Genomic DNA, 19,431 nt, shown 5'->3' on the forward strand with positions numbered 1-19,431 from the left:
AAGTGCGTCAATTTCGGAGGTTTCGATCTGAGTTCAAAGCCGACTCTTTTGGTGATGTTGTCCTGCTAGGTGAGCGCTGGCGATGTTTCTTAGCCTAGCTCGTAGCTCCGCGTCCACCGCGAACACATACGTCCCCCGCATCCCCCGCGTCAGAAGCACGCGATAGACATTGGTGATGTATCGCGGCAGATCGTTGTCCGTGGTTGTCTGCCCTCGGGTCCGGTTGCTGGCTTTGCCCTTGGCGTCGAAGTAGTTCTTGCGATCGGCGACGAGCAGGCCTGTTCCGGGATCGATGCGCAGGTCGCCGCCGATGATCACGCCGGCGTAGTTGAGGTCGTAGCCCTGCACGGTGTGGATCGAGCCCACCTCCTCGAGGGAGGTCTTCGAGGCGATCCAGTCCACGTCGGAGACGTTCCAGTCCAGTGCGACGCCGTCCAGCTCGATGTCGTGCAGGCCGCTCTTCTTCCTCTTTGCGCCATCTCCACGCGTAGCCGGCGACGAGTCGGGCGAGGCCGTGCTCGGCGTCGCGCTCGCGGATCCGCTGATGCATGGCCCCGAGGTCGTCGAACAGCTCGAACTCGTAGTCACCGAGATCGGGCACGGACGTGGGTGGGTCGTCGGAGATCAGAGCTCGGGCGAACTCGAGGTACTCCTTGCCGCCCTTCACGCGCATCTGGGTGTCCAGCGGGTAGAGCCGCTTCTGATCGTGCGCCTCGGCCAGCACCCGCTCGAACACCTCTGCCTCGATGTCGATCGGGCGGACGCTCTGCGCCGTGTCGAGCAGCAGGATTGTGTGGCGGGAGCGCTTGCGGATCCAATCGAGCTGATTGATCGAATGGTCGTCACTCCCGAACAGCCGCCGTGTGATCTCGCCGTACCGCTTGGTGAGGGTGCCGTGGGCCTGTGCGCCGCGCTGGGTGAGACGGTGCGCCTCGTCGACCACGATGACGTCGAAGTCCTCATCGGCGTCCGCGACGTCGTAGGGGGTGAGCACCTGAGCGTCGCGCAGGGCCGGCACTTTTCGGAACACCCTGTTGATGGACTGGCGCAGCGACTTCTGAGGGATGACGAGACCGATCCGCAGATCGCGGAACAGCTCGCGGTTCCCCTCGACGAAGAGGTCCGAGAACATCGAATCGCCCTCCACCTCGTCGGTGGGATCGAAGTCGGCGAGATCGCGCATGAGCTTCATGAGGTAGATCCCGACGATCGTCTTGCCCGTCCCGGGATCGCCCTGGATCGCGGCGAGGGTGTGCACGTCGGGGTGGTGGAGGTCCTCGACCAGTCCCTCCATGATGTCGAGCACGGTGACGCCCTGCTCGGTGTTGAGTGCCTTGTACGGGGAGAGCTTGAAGAGGTCCGAGTTCTCGATCTCGGGGATCGACCGTTCGAAGTACCCGCGTGAGCGGAGCTCCTCGAAGATCTCCTTGAAGGTGTCGTTGTACTCGCTGCGCTGGAAGTAGTCCTGGTTGGTGATGCCCTCGTTGCGATTCATCACCTGGAACCTGCCGTCGCCGCCCAGCAGTCGGATCAGCAGGGACTCGAGGTCGAGGCAGGCGGAACCGTTGAAACGCTCGTCGAACACGATGCGCACCTCCTTGAGGTGCCCCTTCTGCTCGGACTTCAGATGCTGGCGCATACGGCGGTCGGCGCCGCCGGTCTCGCCCACGTAGATGTCGCGGCCGTCCTCGATGAGGTAGACGACGGGCCAGTTGGAGAACCGGGGGAGTCGGCTTCGCGTCTCCTCGACGGACTCCGGGGTGAAGCGGAGCTCCTCGATCTCAAAGGCGGTCATACTTCGTGCTCCGTCCCTTGGCCTTCTCGACCGGGTACTTCACCCTCGTGCGCTCGAGCTTCGCGCGGACAATCTCCTCGGGATCGAGGTCCAGCTGATCTGCGAGGTGGAGTGCGTAGGTGAGGACGTCGGCGAGCTCGCCGGCGACCTCGTCCCTGTCCGCGTCAGGACCCCACTGGAAGCACTCCAGGAGCTCTGCGGCCTCGATCGAGATCGACTTCGCGAGGTTCTCCGGGGTGTGGAACTGGTGCCATTCGCGCTCGGCGGCGAACGCTCGAAGGGTGTCCATCACGGAGTCGCTGGTCATGACCTCACGCTAGCAAGCGGTCTCGACAGAGAGCGCACAAAATCTGGCGCTCACTTCGCGATGGCCTTCTCGGCCACCCAGTCGCTGAGCCGGCGGAGAAGTTCGGGGCCCTCCGGGGAGCCACTCTTCTCTGCGAGGGAGTCGACATCGGGGCGCAGGAGGACGAGCAGTTCGTCGACAGTGGGGGATTCGTTGGGGAGCTCCCACGTGATGTCGTCCCCGCGCGCGCTCGCAAAGAAAAGATGAGCGACTCGAGATCCACGCGCTCGAGTCGGTTGCCGCCGCGGCCGGTGGGCATTTGCTCCCGCCACTCATCGAGGCGACCGATGTACGTCTGGTAGCTCTCGGTATCCCACGATCCAGTGGTCAGTGAGATGTCTGCCTCCGAACGGAACCAGCGGCGCACCACCGCATCCATCACCGGCGTCGTATCTGCGACCTCGGAAGCGGCAGTGAGGAAGTAGAGAAACTTCGTCCCGAACGCAGGACCGAGGTACTTGAGGTAGTCCGCCTGGCCCCGATGTTCTGCGATGTGCCGGAAGGCGTCCTCCCCACCGTTGGGGGACCCCTGTGCACGAGATGCGACGTCGATCAGGTGCTTCACGACGTCAGGGTCGGATGCGAGAACCCGAGACGTGCGATAGGGACCGTATCCGGTAGTGCCGTACCCCCAAATCATTGCCGCGAGGAAGGCCGTGACCACGGCTCGTGCGTCGTGTTCACCATCGCCAGGCATCAGAATCTCGGGCGCATGGAGAGAAGTGACTATCGTGCGATCGATGCGGTGAAGCCTCCCGTCCTCGGCCGCCTGCGTCGCCTCGGAGACCGCGCCTACCGCCTGTGCAAGATCGATCCCTTCGAGGGTGGACGCGTCAGCTCTCGTGAACCGTCGTTCCCAGGTGGCCGGGCGCCAGAGAAATCTAGGTTGCGGCGGGTAACCGCCACCCTGCCAGCGGTCGAGGGCCTCGAGGAGAGACGATGGAATCCGGGTCATGTCCAGATCGTAAGAATTTGCCGGCCCGTATGGGGCGGAAGCGGGCAACCACGGTGGCGACATCTTCGATCTACGATCACCTCATGCCCTCCACCGACGACGCCGAGGACGACATCCTCGCTCGCTTCCGCAAGCTGACCGCTGGTCTCGACCATGAGGTGTTCGGCCACCCGCCCGAGACCGCCGATCGCCGCCGGCCTGAACCGTCGGCCGTCCAGGTCCTCACCGTCCGCGTCGACCTCCACCGCTCGACCCCACCGATCTGGCGGCGCCTCGAGCGCGCAGCGATCTCTCCCTCGAGGATGTGCACACCGTGCTCCAGACCGCCTTCGGCTGGGCGGGCTACCACCTGTGGCGCTTCGCCGCCGGCGGCGCCCCGTTCGATGAGGACGCGCGGCAGTTCCTGTGCGAGTTCGACGTAGAGGAGGGAGAGGATCCGGACGGGATCCCCGCCGGCGAGGTGCGGCTCGGCGAACTGCTGCAGAGCGAGGGCGACACCCTGGAGTACCTCTACGACTACGGCGACGGCTGGGATCTCGGGATCGTCGTCGAGTCCGTGCGAGAGGCGGAGGAGGGCGATGCGCCGGCCCGTGCCACGGGCGGGAGACGCGCGGCCCCGCCCGAGGACTGCGGCGGGCTGCGAGACGAGGAGGACCTGAAGGCCCTCCTGGAGGACCCGGCGTTCTTCGACGTCGCGGCCCTGGATCTGGAGCTCTGGTCGGGTACGACGATGCTGACCGTCCCGGAGGACGACGTCGTGCCCGCGCTCCTCGTCGAGCCGTTGACGTTGATCGGCCGCGCCCGCGCTGGCCAGGACCTGATGGACCGAGCTCTGCTGCTCGGCGCCCCGCTCGCCCCGCTCCCGGACAGCGCAGTCGAGTCGGCCTTGCGCGCCCTGACCTGGTTCCTCGAGCGAGCCGACGCCGAGGGCGGCATCCCGCTGACCGGCGCCGGCTACCTGCGTCCTGCCGATGTCGAGGCAGCGAGCGCGGTCCTGCCCCAGATGGCGGACTGGATCGGCATGAACAACCGCGAGGTTCACGCCGTCCCGCTGCAGATGTTCCGCTCCTCCCTGCGGCGCGCCGGGATCCTGCGGAAGCACAAGGGCGCCCTCCTGCTCACCCGACGCGCCAGGGCGTACTACCGGACCGGCAATGTGCGAGAGCTCTTCCTGGACTCCCTCGTCCCGAGCAGGTACGAGACCGAGGAGCTCGCCCAGGTGGTGCTCCTGACCTACGTCGCGACGACCAAACCGGGACTGCCGGCGCCGATGGTCGAGATCACGCGCGTCCTCACCGCGATCATCGGACCGAGCGAGTCCGGCCCCGTCACGGCCGGCGAGATCCTCGACCTGCCTGCCTGGCATCTGCTCGCCAACACCGGCACCGTGACCTCGCGGCTCAGCGAGCGGGGCTTCTGCTTCTCCCCGGAGGCGACTTCCCTTGCCCGGGAGGCGCTGACCCGCTGAGCCGCGGTGTCGGGTCAGGGGCTGGCGAAGCAGATCGTGTGGATGCAGGTCAGCGGCCAGGACGCGGTCGCCCTGCAGGAGGGCGAAGCGGTGGCGGCCTCAGCGACCCAGCGACCGGGCGAAGAAGCCCTTCTCCGGAGCCGCCTCGGCGTGGCCGGGGCAGCGGTCGGCGGGGCGGATGTCCTTCATGACCTGGTCGACGTGCTGGCCGCGGCCGGCCCAGGTGGTCTTGCCGCAGGTGTTGCAGGTGGTGGCTCGGCACATGGCGTGCTCCTTCGGTGAGAGGTGAGAGAGGAGGGGTGTGAGCGGGGTGCGGGGCACGGTCCGGCGCGCCCCGGGGGGGGGAGGCCGCCCGGCACCGGAGCGGCGGGCTCCGGCGCGGGGCGGGTGACCTCGGCGGGTGGCCTCAGCGCGCCGCGACGACGCCGGGCACCAGGGCGGTCTCGACGGTGGGGGTGTCGGCCGTGCGGTTCCACGGCATCCTGGCGAGCACCGCGGCCATGGCGCAGGTGTCGCTGAGCGCCGAGTAGGTGAGCCCTGCGCCGATCGCGCCCGCGACCAGGCCCAGGCGTCGGTGGACCAGGCGCCCGGCGAGGGTGCCGGCGAGCACCAGGGTGCCTGCCGTCATCCGCACCTGGCGGTCCATCGCCCAGCGGCCGCCGCTGCGGTTCACGCCGCCCACGGCGTCCTGGTAGGCGGCGATGCCGCCGTCGAGCACGTCGATGTCCTCCAGGCCGGACTGCTGCGGCGCCTCGCAGGCCTTCCCGGCGCGGGCGCCGGAGCGGCACACCAGCACCACGTGCTCGCCCATGCGGCCGGCGAGCGTGTCGGTGTGGGCGGTGAGCAGATCCAGCGGCACGTTGTGGGAGCCGGGGATGTGGACGGTCTCGAACTCGCCGGGGGTGCGCACGTCGATCACCATCAGCTCGGGGTCCGTGCTGAGGCGGTGGGCGAGCTCGGCAGGGGTCACGGTGCGAGTGGTGGGGGTGGCGGTCATCGGGCGTCCGCTCCGGTGGTCCCCAGGTCGTGCTGTGCGGCGGCCCAGCGGGACCAGCCGGCGTAGCTGCCCTCCAGCTCCACCACGTCGTAGCCGGCGCGGCGCAGAGCGGCCGCGGCCACGGAGTTGCGCGACCCGGACTGGCAGAAGGTGATCAGGCGCCCGGCGTCCTTCGCGGGCAGGTCGTCGGGGTGGAAGAGCACCTTGCCGGCGGAGAGCTGGTCGGCGTCGTCCACCGTGCCGGCGGCGTGCTCGGTGCGCGTGCGCACGTCCAGCAGGTGCGCATCCGGCTCCTGCGCGCGCGGCGCGGCGAGGTCCGCCGGGGCCACGGTGGCGGGGGCGGACAGCTCCAGCCCGTCCAGGGAGGGGATGTAGCCGGTGAGCGCGTCCACGCCCACCCGCACGAAGTGGTCGTTGTAGGCGGCGGCGGTGGCCGCGTCGGGCGCGAGCACCACCAGCTGGGCGTCGTCGGCCTCGGGGTCGAAGGCCCAGCCGATGTGGGTGGCGGCCTTGCCGAGGAGGGGATCGACAGCGCGCCGGGCACCGTGCCCGCATGCACGTCCGCCACGGGACGGGTGTCCACCAGGGCGAGGGAGCCGTCGGCGAGGCCGCCGGAGAGCTCCCCGGTCGCCACCTCGCGCGGGGCGGGGCGCTCGCCCAGCAGGGCGGGGCCGTCGGTGTTCTGCCGCTTCATGCGGGCGAAGTAGGCGTGGGCGTCGGGCTGGCCGTCCAGCGGCTCGTCGATGAAGCCCTGCTCGTCGTCGTTCTCCAGGAACGGGCCCCACCAGGCGAACCTCCGCTCGTAGCCCACCGTGGTGGAGGGCAGCGCACCCAGCGCCTTCCCGCAGGCGGAGCCGGCGCCGTGGCCGGGGAACACCTGCACGTGATCGGGGAGGGTGAGGAACGCGCTCTTCAGGGAGGCGAACAGCCGCTTCGCGCCGGCGAAGCGGGTGTCCTCCATGCCCACGGCCTCGTCCAGCAGGTCCGGGCGGCCCAGGTCCCCGGAGAACACGAAGTCGCCGGTGAGGAAGTAGCCGGGCTCGTCGGCGAAGGCGCCGTCGGTGACCAGGTAGCTGAGGTGCTCGGGGGTGTGGCCCGGGGTGTGGCGGGCGGTGACGGTGATGTTGCCCAGCTGGATCGACTCGCCGTCGTGCAGGCGCTCGGCCTCGAAGCCGTACTGCCAGTCCTCGCCGCCCTCGCCGGAGACGTACGCCGTGGCGTCGGTGGCGGCGGCGAGCTCGCGGGTGCCGGAGAGGAAGTCGGCGTGGATGTGGGTCTCTGCCACGGCGGTGATCGTCATGCCGTGGTGGGCGGCGAGGTCGAGGTAGACCTGGATGTCGCGCCGCGGATCGACCACCAGCGCTTCCTTCTGCGCCTGACAGCCGATGAAGTAGCCGGCCTGGGACAGGTCCTCGTCATAGATCCGTTCGAGAAGCATCGTTCCTCCAGTGGGTGTGCGGACAAACAGCGAATGGGATACCCCCGAGGGTATCAGGTACCCCGGGGGGTATGCGAGGCGGGTCGGGCGGTGCGCAGCGGACAGGACGACACCAGCATCCAGCATCCGGCGGCGAGCAGGGCGAGAAGCGCCACGACTCCGCCGACGACGGCGCCGGCGGCGCCCGGGAGCTCCTGCACGAGGACGAGAGCCCCCATGGCGAGGACGAACACCCCGAAGCCCGTGCGCGGCGCCCGCTCGGGGAGGTGGCCTGCCGCTCGCGCGCCGAGCAGGGAGCCGAGCACGGCCGCCAGCGTCACCCCGCCCACCAGGGCCCAGTCCAGCGAGACGGAGGTGAGATAGCCGGCGAGCCCTGCGAACGACTTCATCGCGATGACCACCAGCGACGTGCCCACGGCGACCGGCATCGGCAGTCCGGCCAGCGGCGCCAGCGCAGGTACCACCAGGAAGCCGCCGCCCGCGCCGACGAGCCCGGTGACCAGGCCCACTGCGAGCCCTTCGAGCACGATCCTGCCCGCGGACGGCTCCCGGCTTGGCCCCTCCTCCGCGGGCGCGCCCCGTCGGCTCCGGAGCATCGCGACCGACGTCGCGATCATCATCAGTGCGAACGCGACCATCAGCACCGTGCTCGGGATGTGTCCTCCGAGGAGCCCGCCCAGGAAGGCCCCGGCCATCCCGGCGGCCCCGAAGCTCACCCCGGTGCGCCACCGCACCCGGCCGGCGCGGGCGTGGCTGACGGCGGCGACGGCCGAGGTCACGCCGACCACGACGAGCGAGGCGGCGATCGCCTCCTTGGCCGGAAGTCCCGCCACGTAGGCGAGGATCGGCACCGTCAGGATCGAGCCCCCGCCGCCGAGCAGTCCCAGGGAGACTCCGATGAGCACGGCCAGCGAGCAGGGTGAGCGCGAGGGTGGGTGTCACGAGGGGCCTTTCGAGAGGTGGGTCGGAGGCTCGCGGCGCGACCGCCTCCGCCGCCGAGCCTGCCACATACCCCAGGGGGTATGCAAGACACCCCTGGGGGTATAGTCTGGGGCGTGCGAACCGACCCGAGGAGAGCGCCATGGACCTGAACCCCGACGACATGACCCCTGTGGTCAACCGCCTCAAGCGCGCCCAGGGACAGCTCGCGGCCGTCACCCGGATGATCGAGGAGGGCAAGGACTGCAAGGCCGTCGTCACGCGACTCTCCGCCGTTTCCAAGGCGCTGGACCGCGCCGGTTTCGCGATCATCGCCAGCGGAATGGAGCAGTGCATGACCAGCCCGGAGAAGGACCTGGACCGCAAGGAGCTCGAGAAGCTGTTCCTCACGCTCGCATGAGAGGCGGGGTGCGACCCGACGCCCCCCGACGCCCCATCAGCAGACACTCCGGGCTCGCCTCGCCGTTCTCTCGCGGCGACGGGTGCCGACATCGGCTCGGAGCGCCGTGTTTGGGAGCGGCGGCCGACGGGCACTCCCCGGGAGCCGCCTCGCTCATCGCCCCCGCGCGGCGAGCCGTGCCATGAGCCCTGAGGGGGCGAGACGGGCGGCGGTCCAGATCGCGGTGTAGCGCCGACTCGGGACGGAGACGGCCTTGCCCCGCTCGGCATCGCGCAGCGACTCCTCGACCACCCGCGGCGCCTCCAGCCACAGCCAGTCCGGGATCCCCTCCTCGCCGCGCGGCAGGCCCAGCCGGGCGTGGAAGTCGGTGTGCGTGTAGTCGGGGCAGACCGCCGTGACGGTCACGCCGCGACCCTGTAGGCGCCGCTGGCCCAGCGGGAGAACTGCACCTGCCAGTTCTTCACCGCGCCGTAGGTGAAGCGGGGCATCACCGCGGAGACGGAGGCGATGTTCAGGATCGTGTCGAAGCGGCGCTCGAGCATTCCCGGCGGCGCGGCGTGCATCAGACGCATCGGCACCTCGACGTGCAGGCGCAGATGCCGGGCCTCGTCCTCGATGTCGTTGCGCTCGAAGTCGAGCGGCGACCCGAAGCCGGCGCTGTTGACCAGCAGATCCACCGGCCGGACCGGAGCCGGATGCCGGGATCAGCGCTCCCTCACTCCTCCTCGTCCTCGTCGCTCTCCACGTTCCACCCGGCACCGCAGTCCTCGCACGTCCGGTCGCTGAAGGCCAGGACGCACCCCTGCCACTGGACCCACGGCGGATCCTCCTCGTCGAGGCGCGGGTCCGGACCGCCGAGCGGATGGTGGATCACCTGGGGCGAACCGCACACGGGGCAGGTGCCGCGCGGCTGGTCGTACGGCTCCGGCGGCTCGTCGCCGAGGATCATGATCATGGGGTGAGAGTAGGGCGGGGATCCGACAGATCCACGCCCCCGCCGGACCGGCGCACCTCCCGCTAAAACACCGGGAACACGGCACGCCACACCGCGGCCCGCCCGATTCCGGAGGAGGGTTGCATATCCGCCAACCAAGGGGCGTAGATTGCAACTAGTGACCGACTTCCGGCGTCCCGCAGTGCGGCGGCCCGCCGGGGCCGGCACTCCTCCCATCCCCTCGTGATCGGCAAGGCCCCCATGACGACCGGCTCCACGGACACCGCCACGGAGGAGACGTTCCCCGTCCCCACCGGCGCGCCGCCGGCCCCTGCGGAGGTGCGCGAGCCCGCCGAGAAACCCCTCGGCCGCGCGGCCGCTGCAGCTGCTCGGCGTCGGACTGATCCTGATCGGGCTGAACCTGCGCATCGGCGTCGCCGCGATCGGACCGGTGATCGGCGAGATCCGTGCCTCGCTGGGCCTGTCGGCGACCGTCGTGAGCCTGCTGACCACGATCCCCGTGTTCGTGTTCGGGGCGTTCGCGTTCCTCACCCCGGGCCTGACCCGGCGGCTCGGCATGCACCGACTGCTCGGGCTCGTGCCGCTGGTCCTCGCGACGGGGAACCTGCTGCGGCACGAGCCGAGCATGACCGCCCTGTTCGCCGGCACCGTGCTCGTCGGCTCCGCGATCGCGGTGGGGAACGTCGTGATGCCCGCGGCGATCAAGCAGGACTTCGCCCACCGCGCCGGGCTGATGATGGGCCTGTACACGATGTCGCTGTTCGTCGGCGCGGCCTTCGCCTCCGGGCTGACCGCGCCGCTGTCGCCGGTCCTCGGCGGCGGCTGGCGCGGCTGCGCTGGCGATCTGGGCGCTCCCGGCCGGGCTGGCCCTTCTCGTGTGGTCGCGGCAGTCGCTCCGCTCGCCCGGACGCCTGCGCTCCGGCAGTGCGGTCGCCGACGCCCCGGTCGACCACGGCCGCTCGCCGCTGGGAGCGATCCTCACCGACCCCACCGCCATCGCCGTCACCGGGTTCATGGGGCCGCAGAGCGTCAGCTACTACACGACGGTGACCTGGGTGCCGACCATCCTGCAGGACGCCGGGATGGACGTGACCGCCGCCGGCGGCATGATCGCCTACTCCGCCTTCCCCGCCGCGCTCGCCGCCCTGCTCGCGCCGACCCTCGCCGCACGGATGCGGCCGACGTGGTCGCCGCCCGTCGTGGCCGTCTTTGCTCCTCTGCGCCGCCTATCTCGGGCTGATCATCGCGCCCGCCAGCGGAGCCGTGGCGTGGATGACGGTGCTGGGCCTCGGGCTCGGCGCCTCGATCAGCCTCTCGCTGACGTACATCGTGTGGCGCTCACCGACCACGCACCTGACCGGCCACCTCTCGACGGTGTCGCAGGGCTTCGGCTACCTGGTCGCCGGATTCGGCCCACTCGGCATCGGCGCGCTCCACGCCGCGACCGACAGCTGGGCCGTGCCGCTGATCGTGCTGTGCGTGGTGCTGGTCGGGCGACTCGTCGCCGGGGTCGTCGCGAGCCGGCCCGTGCACATCAGTCCTGCTTGAACTCCAGCACCCGCTCCTGACCCTCGCCGTTGGTCGCCCAGGAGGGATCGCCGGGCATGACCGCGAGCGGATCTCGTTCCCGGGGTGCGCGGCTCACGTCCGGTGCGGCCAGGCTTCGGCGCAGGGCCTCGTCGATCGTCACCCGCGCCGCATGGCCGTCCGGCAGCGAGCTCGGAGAGCCACCGCTCGTCCCGCGCGACCATGTCCTCGCGCAGGCTCTCCATCAGCGCGGTGACCGTGGGGGCGGGGATGTCGGAGAGCCACGATCCCACCGCCGTGACCAGGGCCTGGGGCATCACCGGGACCGAGAACCCTGGCCGTTCCTGGTCGGTGAGCTCGAGGACCTTCTGGACGAGCTGCGGATAGGCGATGACCTCGCCCCCACCGATGTCGTACACGCCGTGGGCGCTCTCGGTGGTCACAGCGGCCCGGATCGCGGCGACGGCGTCGACCACGGCGATCGGCTCGACCAGATGGTCCATCCAGTCCGGGAACACGGTCACCGGGAGTCGGTGGGCCAGCTGGGTCATCAGCTCGAAGCTGGTCGAGGCCGCGCCGAGCACCACTGCGGCCCGCAGGCCCACGAAGCGGCATCGCGCCGCGGAGAGCTCCTCCTCGACCTCGAGGCGGGAGGCCAGGTGCTCGGAGAGCTCCTCGCGGGGGACGTCCGGGATGATTCCCGAGAGGTAGGCGAGGACCTTCACCTCGGACGCGTCGACGGCGGCGCGCACGCGCTGCGCGGCGGCGCGATCCACCTCCCGGAAGTCGTCTCCTCCCATGCCGTGGACCAGGTAGACCACCGCCTCCAGCGACGGGTCCGCCGCGATCGCGGCACGCACGGAGTCGTCCCCGGTCGCATCCAGCTCGACCCTGTCGACGGCGTCGCCCCACCAGAAGGCGTCGAGCTTGTGGAGATCCCGGGCCCCGGCGACCACCTGATGCCCGTCCTCCAGCAGTGCGGGGATCAGCCGGCTCCCCACATACCCCCCGGCTCCGATGACGAGAACGCGCATGATCTACCTCCGTGTCCGTGCTCCCGTGCCGCGAGCCGTGCCTCAGGTCTATACGAGCCGGCGCCCTCGAGCAAGACCCGCCTCGCCCCGGCGCGGCGAGCGGCCTCGTACGCTAGGCGCATGAGCCCCGAACCTCCCGCCTCCCGTCCCGGCGCGTGGTGGGTGGCCGGCCTCGCCGTCGTGGTGGCTGCGCCGCTCCTGGCCGCGTCGCTGCGCGCCGAGGGCGGGGGCCGGGGACCGTCGCCGGCTGGGCACTGGGAATCGCCCTGACCTGGACAGTCGGCGGGTCGCTGATCATGCGCCTGGCACCTTCGGATCTCGCCGGCCGGGCCCCGGGGCTCGCACCGAAGGTCGCGGTGGCCGCGCGGGCGTCGGCCTGGCCGCGGCCTCGCTGGCGGGCGGGCTGGTCCTGGCCGGTATCCCGGCCACTGCCCCGTCGGTGGCCGGCCCCGTCGCCGCAGCGGCCGACGGACGCTGGGGTGTGCTCGCGGTCGCACTGGTGGCGGGCGCCGCTGAAGAGGTGTTCTTCCGCGGCGCGGCGCCTCGGCCGCTCACCGGCTCGGCCCGCTGGGTGGTCCCCACCGCGGTGTACGCCCTCGTCACGCTGTGCACCGGCGGCCCTGCTCTCGCGGTGATGGCCCTCCTGCTGGGACCGGTGGCGATGTGGGCCCGCGAGACCTCCGGCTCACTCGCCGGGGCGCTCTTCGTCCACGCCCTCTGGACGCTCACCATGGTGGGACTGTTCCCCGCCGTCGTCGTCCGTGTCGGCATCGCGGGCTGAGGCGTCCAGCCGCTCGAGCCGAGCGAGTCGGTCCGCGGCCTGGCGGCGGCGCTCGTCCTCGGGGCGCTCCCACCATGCGGGACCGCGCTCTCCGAGGCCTTCCTTCGCGAGCTGGACGCGGTCGCGAGCTGAGCGGACGCTCGCCGGGTCGTCGTCGCGGCCGGCGCGCCCGACCTGGGAGCGGGCTCTGCCCAGATGGCTCTTCAGCGCCCGGACCACGTCGGCGTCCAGCGCCGGGTCCGTGCGTCGCCATCTCCGTCCCCGGATGACCAGGTAGCGGTCGTCGCTGCGGTTCATCCCACCCATTCCAGGAACTCCTCCGCCGTGATCACCGGCTTCTCCCACCTCGCCGCATTCTTCGCCTTGCTCGACTGCGAGCCGGCCTCGGCGACGACCAGCACATCCGTCCGGGTCTTGGTGAGGGTCGGTACGGCCCGGAGCCCGCGCGCCTCGGCCATGGCGTGCAGCTGCTCCTTCTCCAGCCAGCCGTGCCGGGGCGAGTGGACGGTGCCGGAGAAGCACACCCGCGCCCCCGGCACGAGCACGTCGGCCGCGCTGATCGGGCCTGTCGCCTCGAAGCCCTCGGGCGGCACCCGCACCCCGAAATGCTCCTCGACCCCGCGCAGACGCTCGAGGACCTCCTGATCGGGGGAGAGGACCCGCCGCCAGGTCCCTTCGAGCAGGTGGGCGAGCACCTCGGCGGCGTCGTCCTGCGCGCCGAGGTTCCCGCCGACGACGAAGCCCGTCGGGGCGCTGGTCCCCGTCGGCCCCGTCGTGCGGGCGAGCAGATAGCCGTGCCCCGCCACGACCTGCCGGAACGCCATCCCGCCGCCGGGCGGCTCCTCTCCCGCGGCCCGCACGCGCCGCACCGCGTCACGCACCGCCCGGGCCCGCTCGAGCGCTGTCGGCGCGTTCAACCGGGCGCGCTCGCCGGCGCCGAGCAACCTGCCGGGGACCTCGAGCCCGAGCGGCACCGGCTCGACGATCCCGTTGCGCTTGAGTTCGAAGTCGACGTGGGCGAGCTGACGGTCGATGTCCACGCCGACGGGCACCCGCCCGGCCAGCGGCGCCGACAGCGCCGGCCACGCTTCCATCAGCGGCGGCGCGAGCCGCACGTCCCGCGTGGTGATCCCGAACTCGTCCCGTGCGGAGAACAGGTCGGAGGTGGGGTTCACGACGGTGGAGACCTCGTCGCCGTCGTCGGTGACCACCGCGATCTCCACCGGCCGCGGCCGCCAGCGGTCCCCGGTCGTGCCCACGGTCAGCACCGACAGGTACGCCTCGCCGAGCGTCTCGGTCGCGGACGTGCCGCTCGCGAGATAGCGCCGCACGCGCTGATCGGTCTTCAGGTCCCGCGGCGGCACCTCGCGCCTCAGCACCAGGCCCTCCAGGCTCGTGCACCGCGACAGCGCCACGTACAGCTGGCCGTTGGCGAAGGTGCCGCCGGTGAGGTCCACGACCACCCGGTCCAGGGTCTGCCCCTGCGACTTGTGGATCGTGATCGCCCAGGCCAGCTTCATCGGCGGCTGCGTGAACGTGCCGATCACCTGATGCACCAGCGAGCCGCCCTCGACGCTCGGGCGCGTGATCTCCCAGGTGTGCTCGCGCACCTGCTCGGTGCGGCCGTCGCGCAGCGAAGCACGGTGACGACCGGCCCGTCGGAGTCGGCGCCGATCGCGGTGATCCGGCCGAGCGTGCCGTTGACCCAGCGATCGAAAGGGTCGTTGTTCAGCGGCATCACCTGCGCGCCCACCGCGATCCGCGGCGTCTCCTCGGTGGGCTTCTCGAATCCGTCGGTGTCCCCGCTGATCTGCGCGGTGAAGGACTGCGCCGGATCGGGCAGGCGCTCGAGCATCTGCCGGTTCCGCGCGCCGACGATCCGGTTGGTGGTGGCGAGCGTCAGCCAGAACTCGTCCAGCCCGGGCTCGAAGTCGGGGTCCGCCCGACGGTTCAGCTCGGCCCGCGCCTCCTCGAGCGGCGTCCCTTCCCGCACTGCGTTCAGCAGGTCCACGAGCTGGTCATCGCCCTGCTGGCGGAACACGGCGGACAGCTCCACCACCGGGAACGTGTCCTCGTTGAAGGAGTGGGCGGAGAAGAAGAACGGGGTGCCGTAGCGCTCCTCGATCCAGCCTGCTTCGTGATCGGTCACCACCGGCGGCGACTGGTAAAGGTCGCCGACGAGCACCAGGCGCACCCCGCCGAAGGGCGTGCCGGGCCGGGGGCCGTACTGCTCGAGCGCGGCGGTGAGCGCGTCGAAGAGGTCCGCTCGCACCATCGACGCCTCGTCGATGATCAGCGTGTCCAGCTCCTTCAGCGCCTTCGCGAAGCGTCCCGGGTAGTAGGAGCCGCCGCGCACCTGCTCCTCGGTGACCCCGAGCGGGAAGGAGAACAGGCGGTGGATCGTGTACCCGTCCACGTTCAGCGCCGCGATGCCGGTGGGTGCGACGGTGATCGTGGAGCGGTCGGTCTGCTCGAGATAGTGCCTGATCAGCGTCGACTTGCCGGTGCCGGCCTTGCCGGTGAGGAACAGGTGATGGCCGGCGTGCAGGTGTTCGAGCGCGGCGGCGAACTCGTCGGTGATCACCAGCGGGACCGACGACGTCTCAGCGGGCGCGGAGGTCGCCGCCCGGGCCGACGGCGCGGGGGCCTCGGACCGGGACGTCGAAGCGGCGGGCGCCGCCGACGCGACAGTGGGCTCCGCGCCGTCCGCCTCTGCTCGGGCTGGCCGTCGGCCAGTCGTGTGTGATTCTGAACCACTTTCCCGCGGATTCTGGCTCAGAATCTGACCCGATCCTGGATCAGCCGGCGGGGCCGCCTCGGGCCGTGCCGTGGTGTCAGGTGCAGTGTTCTGCGACCCCATCGCCGCTCGGTACTTGGCCACGAGGTCGGCCTTCAACCGCCCACGGTCGCCGACGGGAATGCCCTGCTCCCGTGCCCACGCCCGGATCGCGGTGGGGGAGAGGTCCACCTCCGAGGCCTGCTCGTCGGCGAGCTGTGCAGGAGCCGACGCATCGGCTGAGGCCGCGGGCACCGCTCGAGGCGGCATCGCCGCGGACGACGACGTCGGACGCAGTGCACTGCCCGTCGGGGGAGGGGCGGGTGCGGAAGGCGTTGGAGACGGAGCCGCCGACGGTCGAGCCGCCGCCCCACCCCGCGGCGCCCGCGAGGCAGTCAGCGGGGCGTCGTACCCCGTCTGCCGATCCATGGCGAGATACCGCTCGAGCGACCCGGCCGCCGCATAGGCGTCACCGAGCGCGGAGTGCGCCTGCTGATGGGTCACCCCGAGCGCCGCGCGGCATGCGGCGAGCGTCCGCCGCCGCAGGTGGGGAAGATAGACGGTCGCGCCCTGCGGCGTGCAGTAGGTGGACACCTGCGGCATCGGCAACGAGGCCCGGGCGAACTCCGCCTGGAGGAACGCGAGGTCGAACTCGGCGTTGTGCGCGACGAGCACCAGTCCCTGCAACGCGGTGCCGATCTGCACGGCGAGGTCCGCGAAGCGCGGGGCGCCGGCGACGTCCGCGTCGGTGATGCCGTGGATGTGCGTGGCGCGCACCGGCCCGTCCGGGTGGAAGCGCGTCACCCACTGGTCGATCGGCCGGCCCTCCTCGTCGGCCCGCAGGATCGCGAGCTCCAGGACTCGCTCACGCTCGGGGTCGAGGCCCGTCGTCTCCACGTCGATCACCGCGAAACGAGGAGCCCCCGACGGAGCGGGAGGCGGCGTCGCGGACGGCGCCGAGGCGCGGCCGCGGAAGCGATCGAGCAGTCCCACGAGGATCCTCTCCGGGCAGGGGTGGTGATCGCTCGATCATCTCAGGGAGCGGGGACAGAGGAAGGGCCGTTCGCAACGGGAGCAAACGGGCCTCGTCCGTCCCCTTGTGGTCCTCGGAGAACGCCGGCGCCCTTGACCTCGACGCCGAGATCGAGCTGTGGAGCCGCGCAGGTCAGATCAAGATCGCCGTCGGCAAGCACATCGACGTCCGCCGACTCGACCTGCTGATCGCGAACGCGGTGCTGCGCTGGTCCTGAGTCGGGGGATCGGGCCGGGGGCGGGCCCGGTCCGTCTACAGTGACCGTGTACGCGACGAGGGGAGCAGCGATGGCGGCGAAGAAGTTCGCACAGGTGGACACGCAGAGCAGCAGTCTGAAGAAGGCGCTGGCCTTCCTCAGCGCGGCCACACCTATCGTGATCCGGGTCGTGCAGACCATGAGGGACAACCCGGAGATCGCTGACTTCGCGAAGAAGCGGCTCGACAAGCTGAGGCGCAACGACAAGGCCACGCCGGAGGCGATGCTCGCGACGCTGGAGGCCCTGCGCGAGCAGGTCACGCTGTTGACCGAGTCGGCTGACGATGGGCAGGAGGCCGCGCAGGTCGCCGCGTGGTCCGCCAAGCTCGACGCCGCCACCCGTGCCGCGCGGCTCCTGGCCGCCCCGGGCTCCACCGCGTCACAGCGCAAGACGCTCAAGAAGCAGATCGACTCGCTGCGTCAGGACATCTTCGCCGCGTATGTCGCCGAACTCGGCGAGGACGCTTCCGCCGGCAGGAAGTGACCGCCGGCGGACTGTCGCGGTGTCGTCCGCTCACTCGTCCACCCCTAGCATGGCGGGCGATGACCTCCGACTCCGCCCGCCTCACCCAGCTCCTCACCTCCCTCGACGGCCGAGGCTACGGCTCCTACAAGCGGCTGCGCGGCGGCTACGACCTGGGATCGTGCCGGCTCGTGATCGACCACGTGCAGGCCGACCCCTTTGCGCCGCCCTCGCTCATGCGCCTGGTCGTGGACCGGGCCGCGGCGGGCTTTCCGGAGGACCTGCTCGCCGACCGGCACGGACGCGTCGCGACCTCCGACTTCCTGGCGCGGGCGCTCGCCGAGACTGCCGCCCGCACCGGGGAGCGGGTCGACGTCGGCACCCCGGGGCAGGAGGTGCTCGAGCGCACCACCATCGCCCTCGCCGACGGTTCGATCGAAGCGCGCCTTGCCGCCGAGCCGCCCGCCTCCGGCCGCCGCATCCAGGGCCGACGCGCCGCGCGCCTGCTCACCGAGGACCTGCCCCGGATCGCCGAGGCCGTCCTGTTCCACGCCCGCCACGACGCGGAGGCGCGCGCGTCCATGTCGCCCTCCACCGCGACCAGGAGGCGCGCGCGACCGGCTCGCCGGCCGCGGTCTCGTGGCCCTCGTCGGCGACGGCGCGATCCTGCCCCGTCGCGCCGGCGACTCCGACCTGCCGCTCACCGAGGGCGCGATCCCCTTCGAGAGTCCGGCCTCGCTGCGCGTCGAGATCGACCTGCCCAGCGGCCGACGGGTGAGCGGCATGGGCATCCCCGAGGGGGTGACCGTGATCGTCGGCGGCGGCTTCCACGGCAAGTCCACGCCGCTGCGCGCCCTCGAACGCGGCATCCACCCGCACCGCGGCGGCGACGGCCGCGAGTGGGTGATCACCCGGGCCGACGCCGCGGCGATCCGCGCCGAGGACGGCCGCGCCGTGACCGGCGTCGACATCTCCCCGTTCATCAGCGGGGCGCCCTCGGGGACCGACACCCGCGCCTTCACCACCGCGAACGCCTCGGGCTCCACCTCGCAGGCCGCCTCGCTGATCGAGGCGGCCGACGCCGGCGCGTCGGCGCGCTGATCGACGAGGACACCTCCGCCACGAACTTCATGCTCCGCGACGCGAGGATGCGCGCGCTGATCCCCGCCGACCGCGAGCCGATCACCCCGTTCGTGGATCGCGTCCGCCCCCTGTTCACCGAGCGCGGGGTCTCCACCGTGCTGGTCGCGGGCGGCTCCGGTGCCTTCTTCGACGTCGCCGACCACGTGATCGCGATGGACTTCTACGTCCCCCGCGACGTCACCGCCGAGGCCCGCGCCCTCGCGGACGAATCACCGCGCGCGACCGGCCCGGTGTTCACCGCGCCGCGGCCCCGGATCCCGGACCCGGTCTCCCTCCGCCCCGCGGGCGCCCGCAAGCCCGCCTCCGCCCGCGGCCGCGACACGATCCGGCTCGGCCGCGAGCACCTCGACCTCTCCGCCGTCACCCAGGTTGCTCGATCCCGCGCAGACCCAGGCCGTCGCCCACGCCCTGGACCGCCTCGCGGACCTGCTCGCCGAGGACGGTCCGCTCCCGCTCGAGGACGCGGTCCAGATGCTCGTCGACCGGATCGAGAACGGCGGCCTCGAGACCCTCTCTCCTCACCGCGGCCATCCCGGCCATCTCGCCCGGCCGCGCGCGCTCGAGATCCACGCCGCGGTGAACCGGTGGCGGGGGTCGCGGCTCTCATGACCGCTACGGCGCCACGTTGAGGGTGCGGCGGAACATGTTCCCCGGGTCGTAGATCTGCTTGATGCGGCCGCAGGCGCCGGTAGGTCTCCGCCCCGTACGCCTCGCGGGTCACCTCGGGCACGGGCCGGGTCCGCTCGATGGAGCGGAAGTTGACGTACTCGCCGCGCTCTCGCGGCCGGGCGAGCTCGGCCGCGGCCCGCTCGGCGAAGGCGCGGAAGCGGGCGTCCTCCCCGGGGTCCTGCCAGGCGAGATGGATCGAGACCATGAGCCGCCCGCCGCGGTGCGGGAAGGCGGTCGCCCCCTCCGGCACGCGGGCGAACGCCCCGCCGAGCAGGTGCAGGTCCAGGCTCGCGCCCGGCCCGGGCAGCGCCTCGGCGACTGCGGCGAGAGCGTCGAGCACCTCCTCGTCCAGGCCGCGGAAGCTCGCGTTGCGCCACAGCCCGCGCACCCCCGTCGGCACCGCCTCGCTGCGCGCCCCCTGCCAGGCCTCCCAGCTGACAGGCCCGATCAGCTGAC

19 protein-coding genes and 6 pseudogenes are annotated in these 19,431 nt (G+C 71.6%); 12 read left to right on the forward strand and 13 right to left on the reverse strand.

Annotated features, from left to right (window positions below):
- Positions 1 to 33: 33 nt before the first annotated feature.
- The 3 genes and pseudogenes from WKH84_RS17405 to WKH84_RS17415 form a co-directional block, all read right to left on the reverse strand.
- On the reverse strand, positions 34 to 588 hold the full coding sequence (locus WKH84_RS17405) for a DNA/RNA helicase domain-containing protein (RefSeq protein WP_341856946.1): 555 nt from the start codon (positions 586 to 588) through the stop codon (positions 34 to 36).
- A pseudogene (locus WKH84_RS17410) lies at positions 515 to 1,795 on the reverse strand (DNA/RNA helicase domain-containing protein); the annotation flags it as partial. The pseudogene WKH84_RS17410 and the gene WKH84_RS17405, both read right to left, overlap by 74 nt.
- Entirely contained in the window at positions 1,782 to 2,102 is a 321-nt protein-coding gene (locus WKH84_RS17415; protein ID WP_341854564.1) for a nucleotide pyrophosphohydrolase, read from the reverse strand. The pseudogene WKH84_RS17410 and the gene WKH84_RS17415, both read right to left, overlap by 14 nt.
- A gap of 1,256 nt (positions 2,103 to 3,358) precedes the next feature.
- Here WKH84_RS17415 and WKH84_RS17420 point away from each other — a divergent pair.
- A complete protein-coding gene (locus WKH84_RS17420; protein ID WP_341856947.1) occupies positions 3,359 to 4,564 on the forward strand; it encodes a plasmid pRiA4b ORF-3 family protein in 1,206 nt (401 codons plus the stop codon).
- Positions 4,565 to 4,663: 99 nt separating this feature from the next.
- Here WKH84_RS17420 and WKH84_RS17425 read toward each other — a convergent pair whose 3' ends face one another.
- The 4 genes and pseudogenes from WKH84_RS17425 to WKH84_RS17440 form a co-directional block, all read right to left on the reverse strand.
- Positions 4,664 to 4,828 (reverse strand): hypothetical protein, encoded by a 165-nt coding sequence (locus tag WKH84_RS17425; protein ID WP_341854565.1) that lies wholly within the window; start codon positions 4,826 to 4,828, stop codon positions 4,664 to 4,666.
- Between the two features lie 142 nt (positions 4,829 to 4,970).
- Positions 4,971 to 5,561, reverse strand: coding sequence for a rhodanese-like domain-containing protein (locus tag WKH84_RS17430; RefSeq protein ID WP_341854566.1), 591 nt, complete (start codon positions 5,559 to 5,561; stop codon positions 4,971 to 4,973).
- A pseudogene (locus tag WKH84_RS17435) lies at positions 5,558 to 6,999 on the reverse strand (MBL fold metallo-hydrolase). The gene WKH84_RS17430 and the pseudogene WKH84_RS17435 overlap by 4 nt, the downstream one beginning before the upstream one ends.
- 53 nt (positions 7,000 to 7,052) lie before the next feature.
- Positions 7,053 to 7,941 (reverse strand): annotated as a pseudogene (locus WKH84_RS17440) (sulfite exporter TauE/SafE family protein).
- A 139-nt stretch (positions 7,942 to 8,080) separates the two neighbouring features.
- Between WKH84_RS17440 and WKH84_RS17445 the strand changes: the two are divergent.
- Positions 8,081 to 8,338: a metal-sensitive transcriptional regulator gene (locus WKH84_RS17445; RefSeq protein WP_341854567.1), complete on the forward strand. Its 258-nt coding sequence runs from the start codon at positions 8,081 to 8,083 to the stop codon at positions 8,336 to 8,338.
- Between the two features lie 153 nt (positions 8,339 to 8,491).
- On the opposite strand, the gene WKH84_RS17450 is transcribed toward WKH84_RS17445, so the two are convergent.
- Genes WKH84_RS17450 through WKH84_RS17460 form a run of 3 tightly spaced genes read right to left on the reverse strand, consistent with a single transcriptional unit; the run spans position 8,492 to position 9,293 of the window.
- Positions 8,492 to 8,743, reverse strand: coding sequence for a hypothetical protein (locus WKH84_RS17450; protein ID WP_341854568.1), 252 nt, complete (start codon positions 8,741 to 8,743; stop codon positions 8,492 to 8,494).
- A complete protein-coding gene (locus WKH84_RS17455; RefSeq protein ID WP_341854569.1) occupies positions 8,740 to 9,015 on the reverse strand; it encodes a hypothetical protein in 276 nt (91 codons plus the stop codon). Before WKH84_RS17455 ends, WKH84_RS17450 begins: the two co-directional genes overlap by 4 nt.
- A gap of 38 nt (positions 9,016 to 9,053) precedes the next feature.
- On the reverse strand, positions 9,054 to 9,293 hold the full coding sequence (locus tag WKH84_RS17460) for a hypothetical protein (RefSeq protein ID WP_341854570.1): 240 nt from the start codon (positions 9,291 to 9,293) through the stop codon (positions 9,054 to 9,056).
- A 430-nt stretch (positions 9,294 to 9,723) separates the two neighbouring features.
- Between WKH84_RS17460 and WKH84_RS17465 the strand changes: the two genes are divergently transcribed.
- Complete coding sequence (locus tag WKH84_RS17465; protein ID WP_341854571.1) at positions 9,724 to 10,533, forward strand: MFS transporter; 810 nt, start codon at positions 9,724 to 9,726, stop codon at positions 10,531 to 10,533.
- A 151-nt stretch (positions 10,534 to 10,684) separates the two neighbouring features.
- Here WKH84_RS17465 and WKH84_RS17470 read toward each other — a convergent pair whose 3' ends face one another.
- Complete coding sequence (locus WKH84_RS17470; RefSeq protein ID WP_341854572.1) at positions 10,685 to 11,854, reverse strand: NAD(P)H-binding protein; 1,170 nt, start codon at positions 11,852 to 11,854, stop codon at positions 10,685 to 10,687.
- Positions 11,855 to 11,974: 120 nt separating this feature from the next.
- On the opposite strand from WKH84_RS17470, the gene WKH84_RS17475 reads away from it, so the two are divergent.
- Positions 11,975 to 12,124, forward strand: coding sequence for a hypothetical protein (locus tag WKH84_RS17475; protein WP_341854573.1), 150 nt, complete (start codon positions 11,975 to 11,977; stop codon positions 12,122 to 12,124).
- A 211-nt stretch (positions 12,125 to 12,335) separates the two neighbouring features.
- Positions 12,336 to 12,635: a CPBP family glutamic-type intramembrane protease gene (locus WKH84_RS17480; RefSeq protein WP_341854574.1), complete on the forward strand. Its 300-nt coding sequence runs from the start codon at positions 12,336 to 12,338 to the stop codon at positions 12,633 to 12,635.
- 293 nt (positions 12,636 to 12,928) lie between these two features.
- On the opposite strand, the gene WKH84_RS17485 is transcribed toward WKH84_RS17480, so the two are convergent.
- Together WKH84_RS17485 and WKH84_RS17490 are read right to left on the reverse strand one after the other, a co-directional pair.
- Positions 12,929 to 14,245, reverse strand: a complete 1,317-nt coding sequence (locus WKH84_RS17485) for a hypothetical protein (protein ID WP_341854575.1) — start codon at positions 14,243 to 14,245, stop codon at positions 12,929 to 12,931.
- Positions 14,179 to 16,404: a histone-like nucleoid-structuring protein Lsr2 gene (locus WKH84_RS17490; protein ID WP_341854576.1), complete on the reverse strand. Its 2,226-nt coding sequence runs from the start codon at positions 16,402 to 16,404 to the stop codon at positions 14,179 to 14,181. Before WKH84_RS17490 ends, WKH84_RS17485 begins: the two co-directional genes overlap by 67 nt.
- A 92-nt stretch (positions 16,405 to 16,496) precedes the next feature.
- Between WKH84_RS17490 and WKH84_RS17495 the strand changes: the two are divergent.
- From WKH84_RS17495 to WKH84_RS17525, 7 genes and pseudogenes are all read left to right on the forward strand, one after another.
- A pseudogene (locus WKH84_RS17495) lies at positions 16,497 to 16,661 on the forward strand (PH domain-containing protein); the annotation flags it as partial.
- A gap of 70 nt (positions 16,662 to 16,731) precedes the next feature.
- Positions 16,732 to 17,184 carry a hypothetical protein gene (locus WKH84_RS17500; RefSeq protein WP_341854577.1) on the forward strand — a complete coding sequence of 151 codons (453 nt, stop codon included), beginning with the start codon at positions 16,732 to 16,734 and terminating at the stop codon, positions 17,182 to 17,184.
- A 59-nt stretch (positions 17,185 to 17,243) separates the two neighbouring features.
- Positions 17,244 to 17,651: pseudogene (locus WKH84_RS17505) on the forward strand (ABC-ATPase domain-containing protein); the annotation flags it as partial.
- A gap of 151 nt (positions 17,652 to 17,802) precedes the next feature.
- Positions 17,803 to 18,264 (forward strand): P-loop domain-containing protein, encoded by a 462-nt coding sequence (locus WKH84_RS17510; RefSeq protein WP_341854578.1) that lies wholly within the window; start codon positions 17,803 to 17,805, stop codon positions 18,262 to 18,264.
- 47 nt (positions 18,265 to 18,311) lie between these two features.
- A pseudogene (locus tag WKH84_RS17515) lies at positions 18,312 to 18,464 on the forward strand (P-loop domain-containing protein); the annotation flags it as partial.
- Between the two features lie 211 nt (positions 18,465 to 18,675).
- On the forward strand, positions 18,676 to 18,915 hold the full coding sequence (locus tag WKH84_RS17520; protein ID WP_341854579.1) for a hypothetical protein: 240 nt from the start codon (positions 18,676 to 18,678) through the stop codon (positions 18,913 to 18,915).
- A gap of 263 nt (positions 18,916 to 19,178) precedes the next feature.
- Positions 19,179 to 19,430, forward strand: a complete 252-nt coding sequence (locus tag WKH84_RS17525; protein ID WP_341854580.1) for a hypothetical protein — start codon at positions 19,179 to 19,181, stop codon at positions 19,428 to 19,430.
- Position 19,431 lies beyond the last annotated feature (1 nt).

The sequence above is a fragment of the Brachybacterium sp. GPGPB12 genome (assembly GCF_038396325.1).
Taxonomy (GTDB): domain Bacteria; phylum Actinomycetota; class Actinomycetes; order Actinomycetales; family Dermabacteraceae; genus Brachybacterium; species Brachybacterium conglomeratum.

Excerpts from the sequence above, each read along its gene's own strand:
- WKH84_RS17430 (WP_341854566.1), bottom strand. The coding sequence starts at position 5,561 with ATGACCGCCACCCCCACCACTCGCACCGTGACCCCTGCCGAGCTCGCC.
- WKH84_RS17460 (WP_341854570.1), bottom strand. The coding sequence starts at position 9,293 with ATGATCATGATCCTCGGCGACGAGCCGCCGGAGCCGTACGACCAGCCG.
- WKH84_RS17475 (WP_341854573.1), top strand. The coding sequence starts at position 11,975 with ATGAGCCCCGAACCTCCCGCCTCCCGTCCCGGCGCGTGGTGGGTGGCC.
- WKH84_RS17500 (WP_341854577.1), top strand. The coding sequence starts at position 16,732 with ATGGCGGCGAAGAAGTTCGCACAGGTGGACACGCAGAGCAGCAGTCTG.
- WKH84_RS17445 (WP_341854567.1), top strand. The coding sequence starts at position 8,081 with ATGGACCTGAACCCCGACGACATGACCCCTGTGGTCAACCGCCTCAAG.
- WKH84_RS17470 (WP_341854572.1), bottom strand. The coding sequence starts at position 11,854 with ATGCGCGTTCTCGTCATCGGAGCCGGGGGGTATGTGGGGAGCCGGCTG.
- WKH84_RS17525 (WP_341854580.1), top strand. The coding sequence starts at position 19,179 with ATGAGCCGCCCGCCGCGGTGCGGGAAGGCGGTCGCCCCCTCCGGCACG.
- WKH84_RS17415 (WP_341854564.1), bottom strand. The coding sequence starts at position 2,102 with ATGACCAGCGACTCCGTGATGGACACCCTTCGAGCGTTCGCCGCCGAG.
- WKH84_RS17425 (WP_341854565.1), bottom strand. The coding sequence starts at position 4,828 with ATGTGCCGAGCCACCACCTGCAACACCTGCGGCAAGACCACCTGGGCC.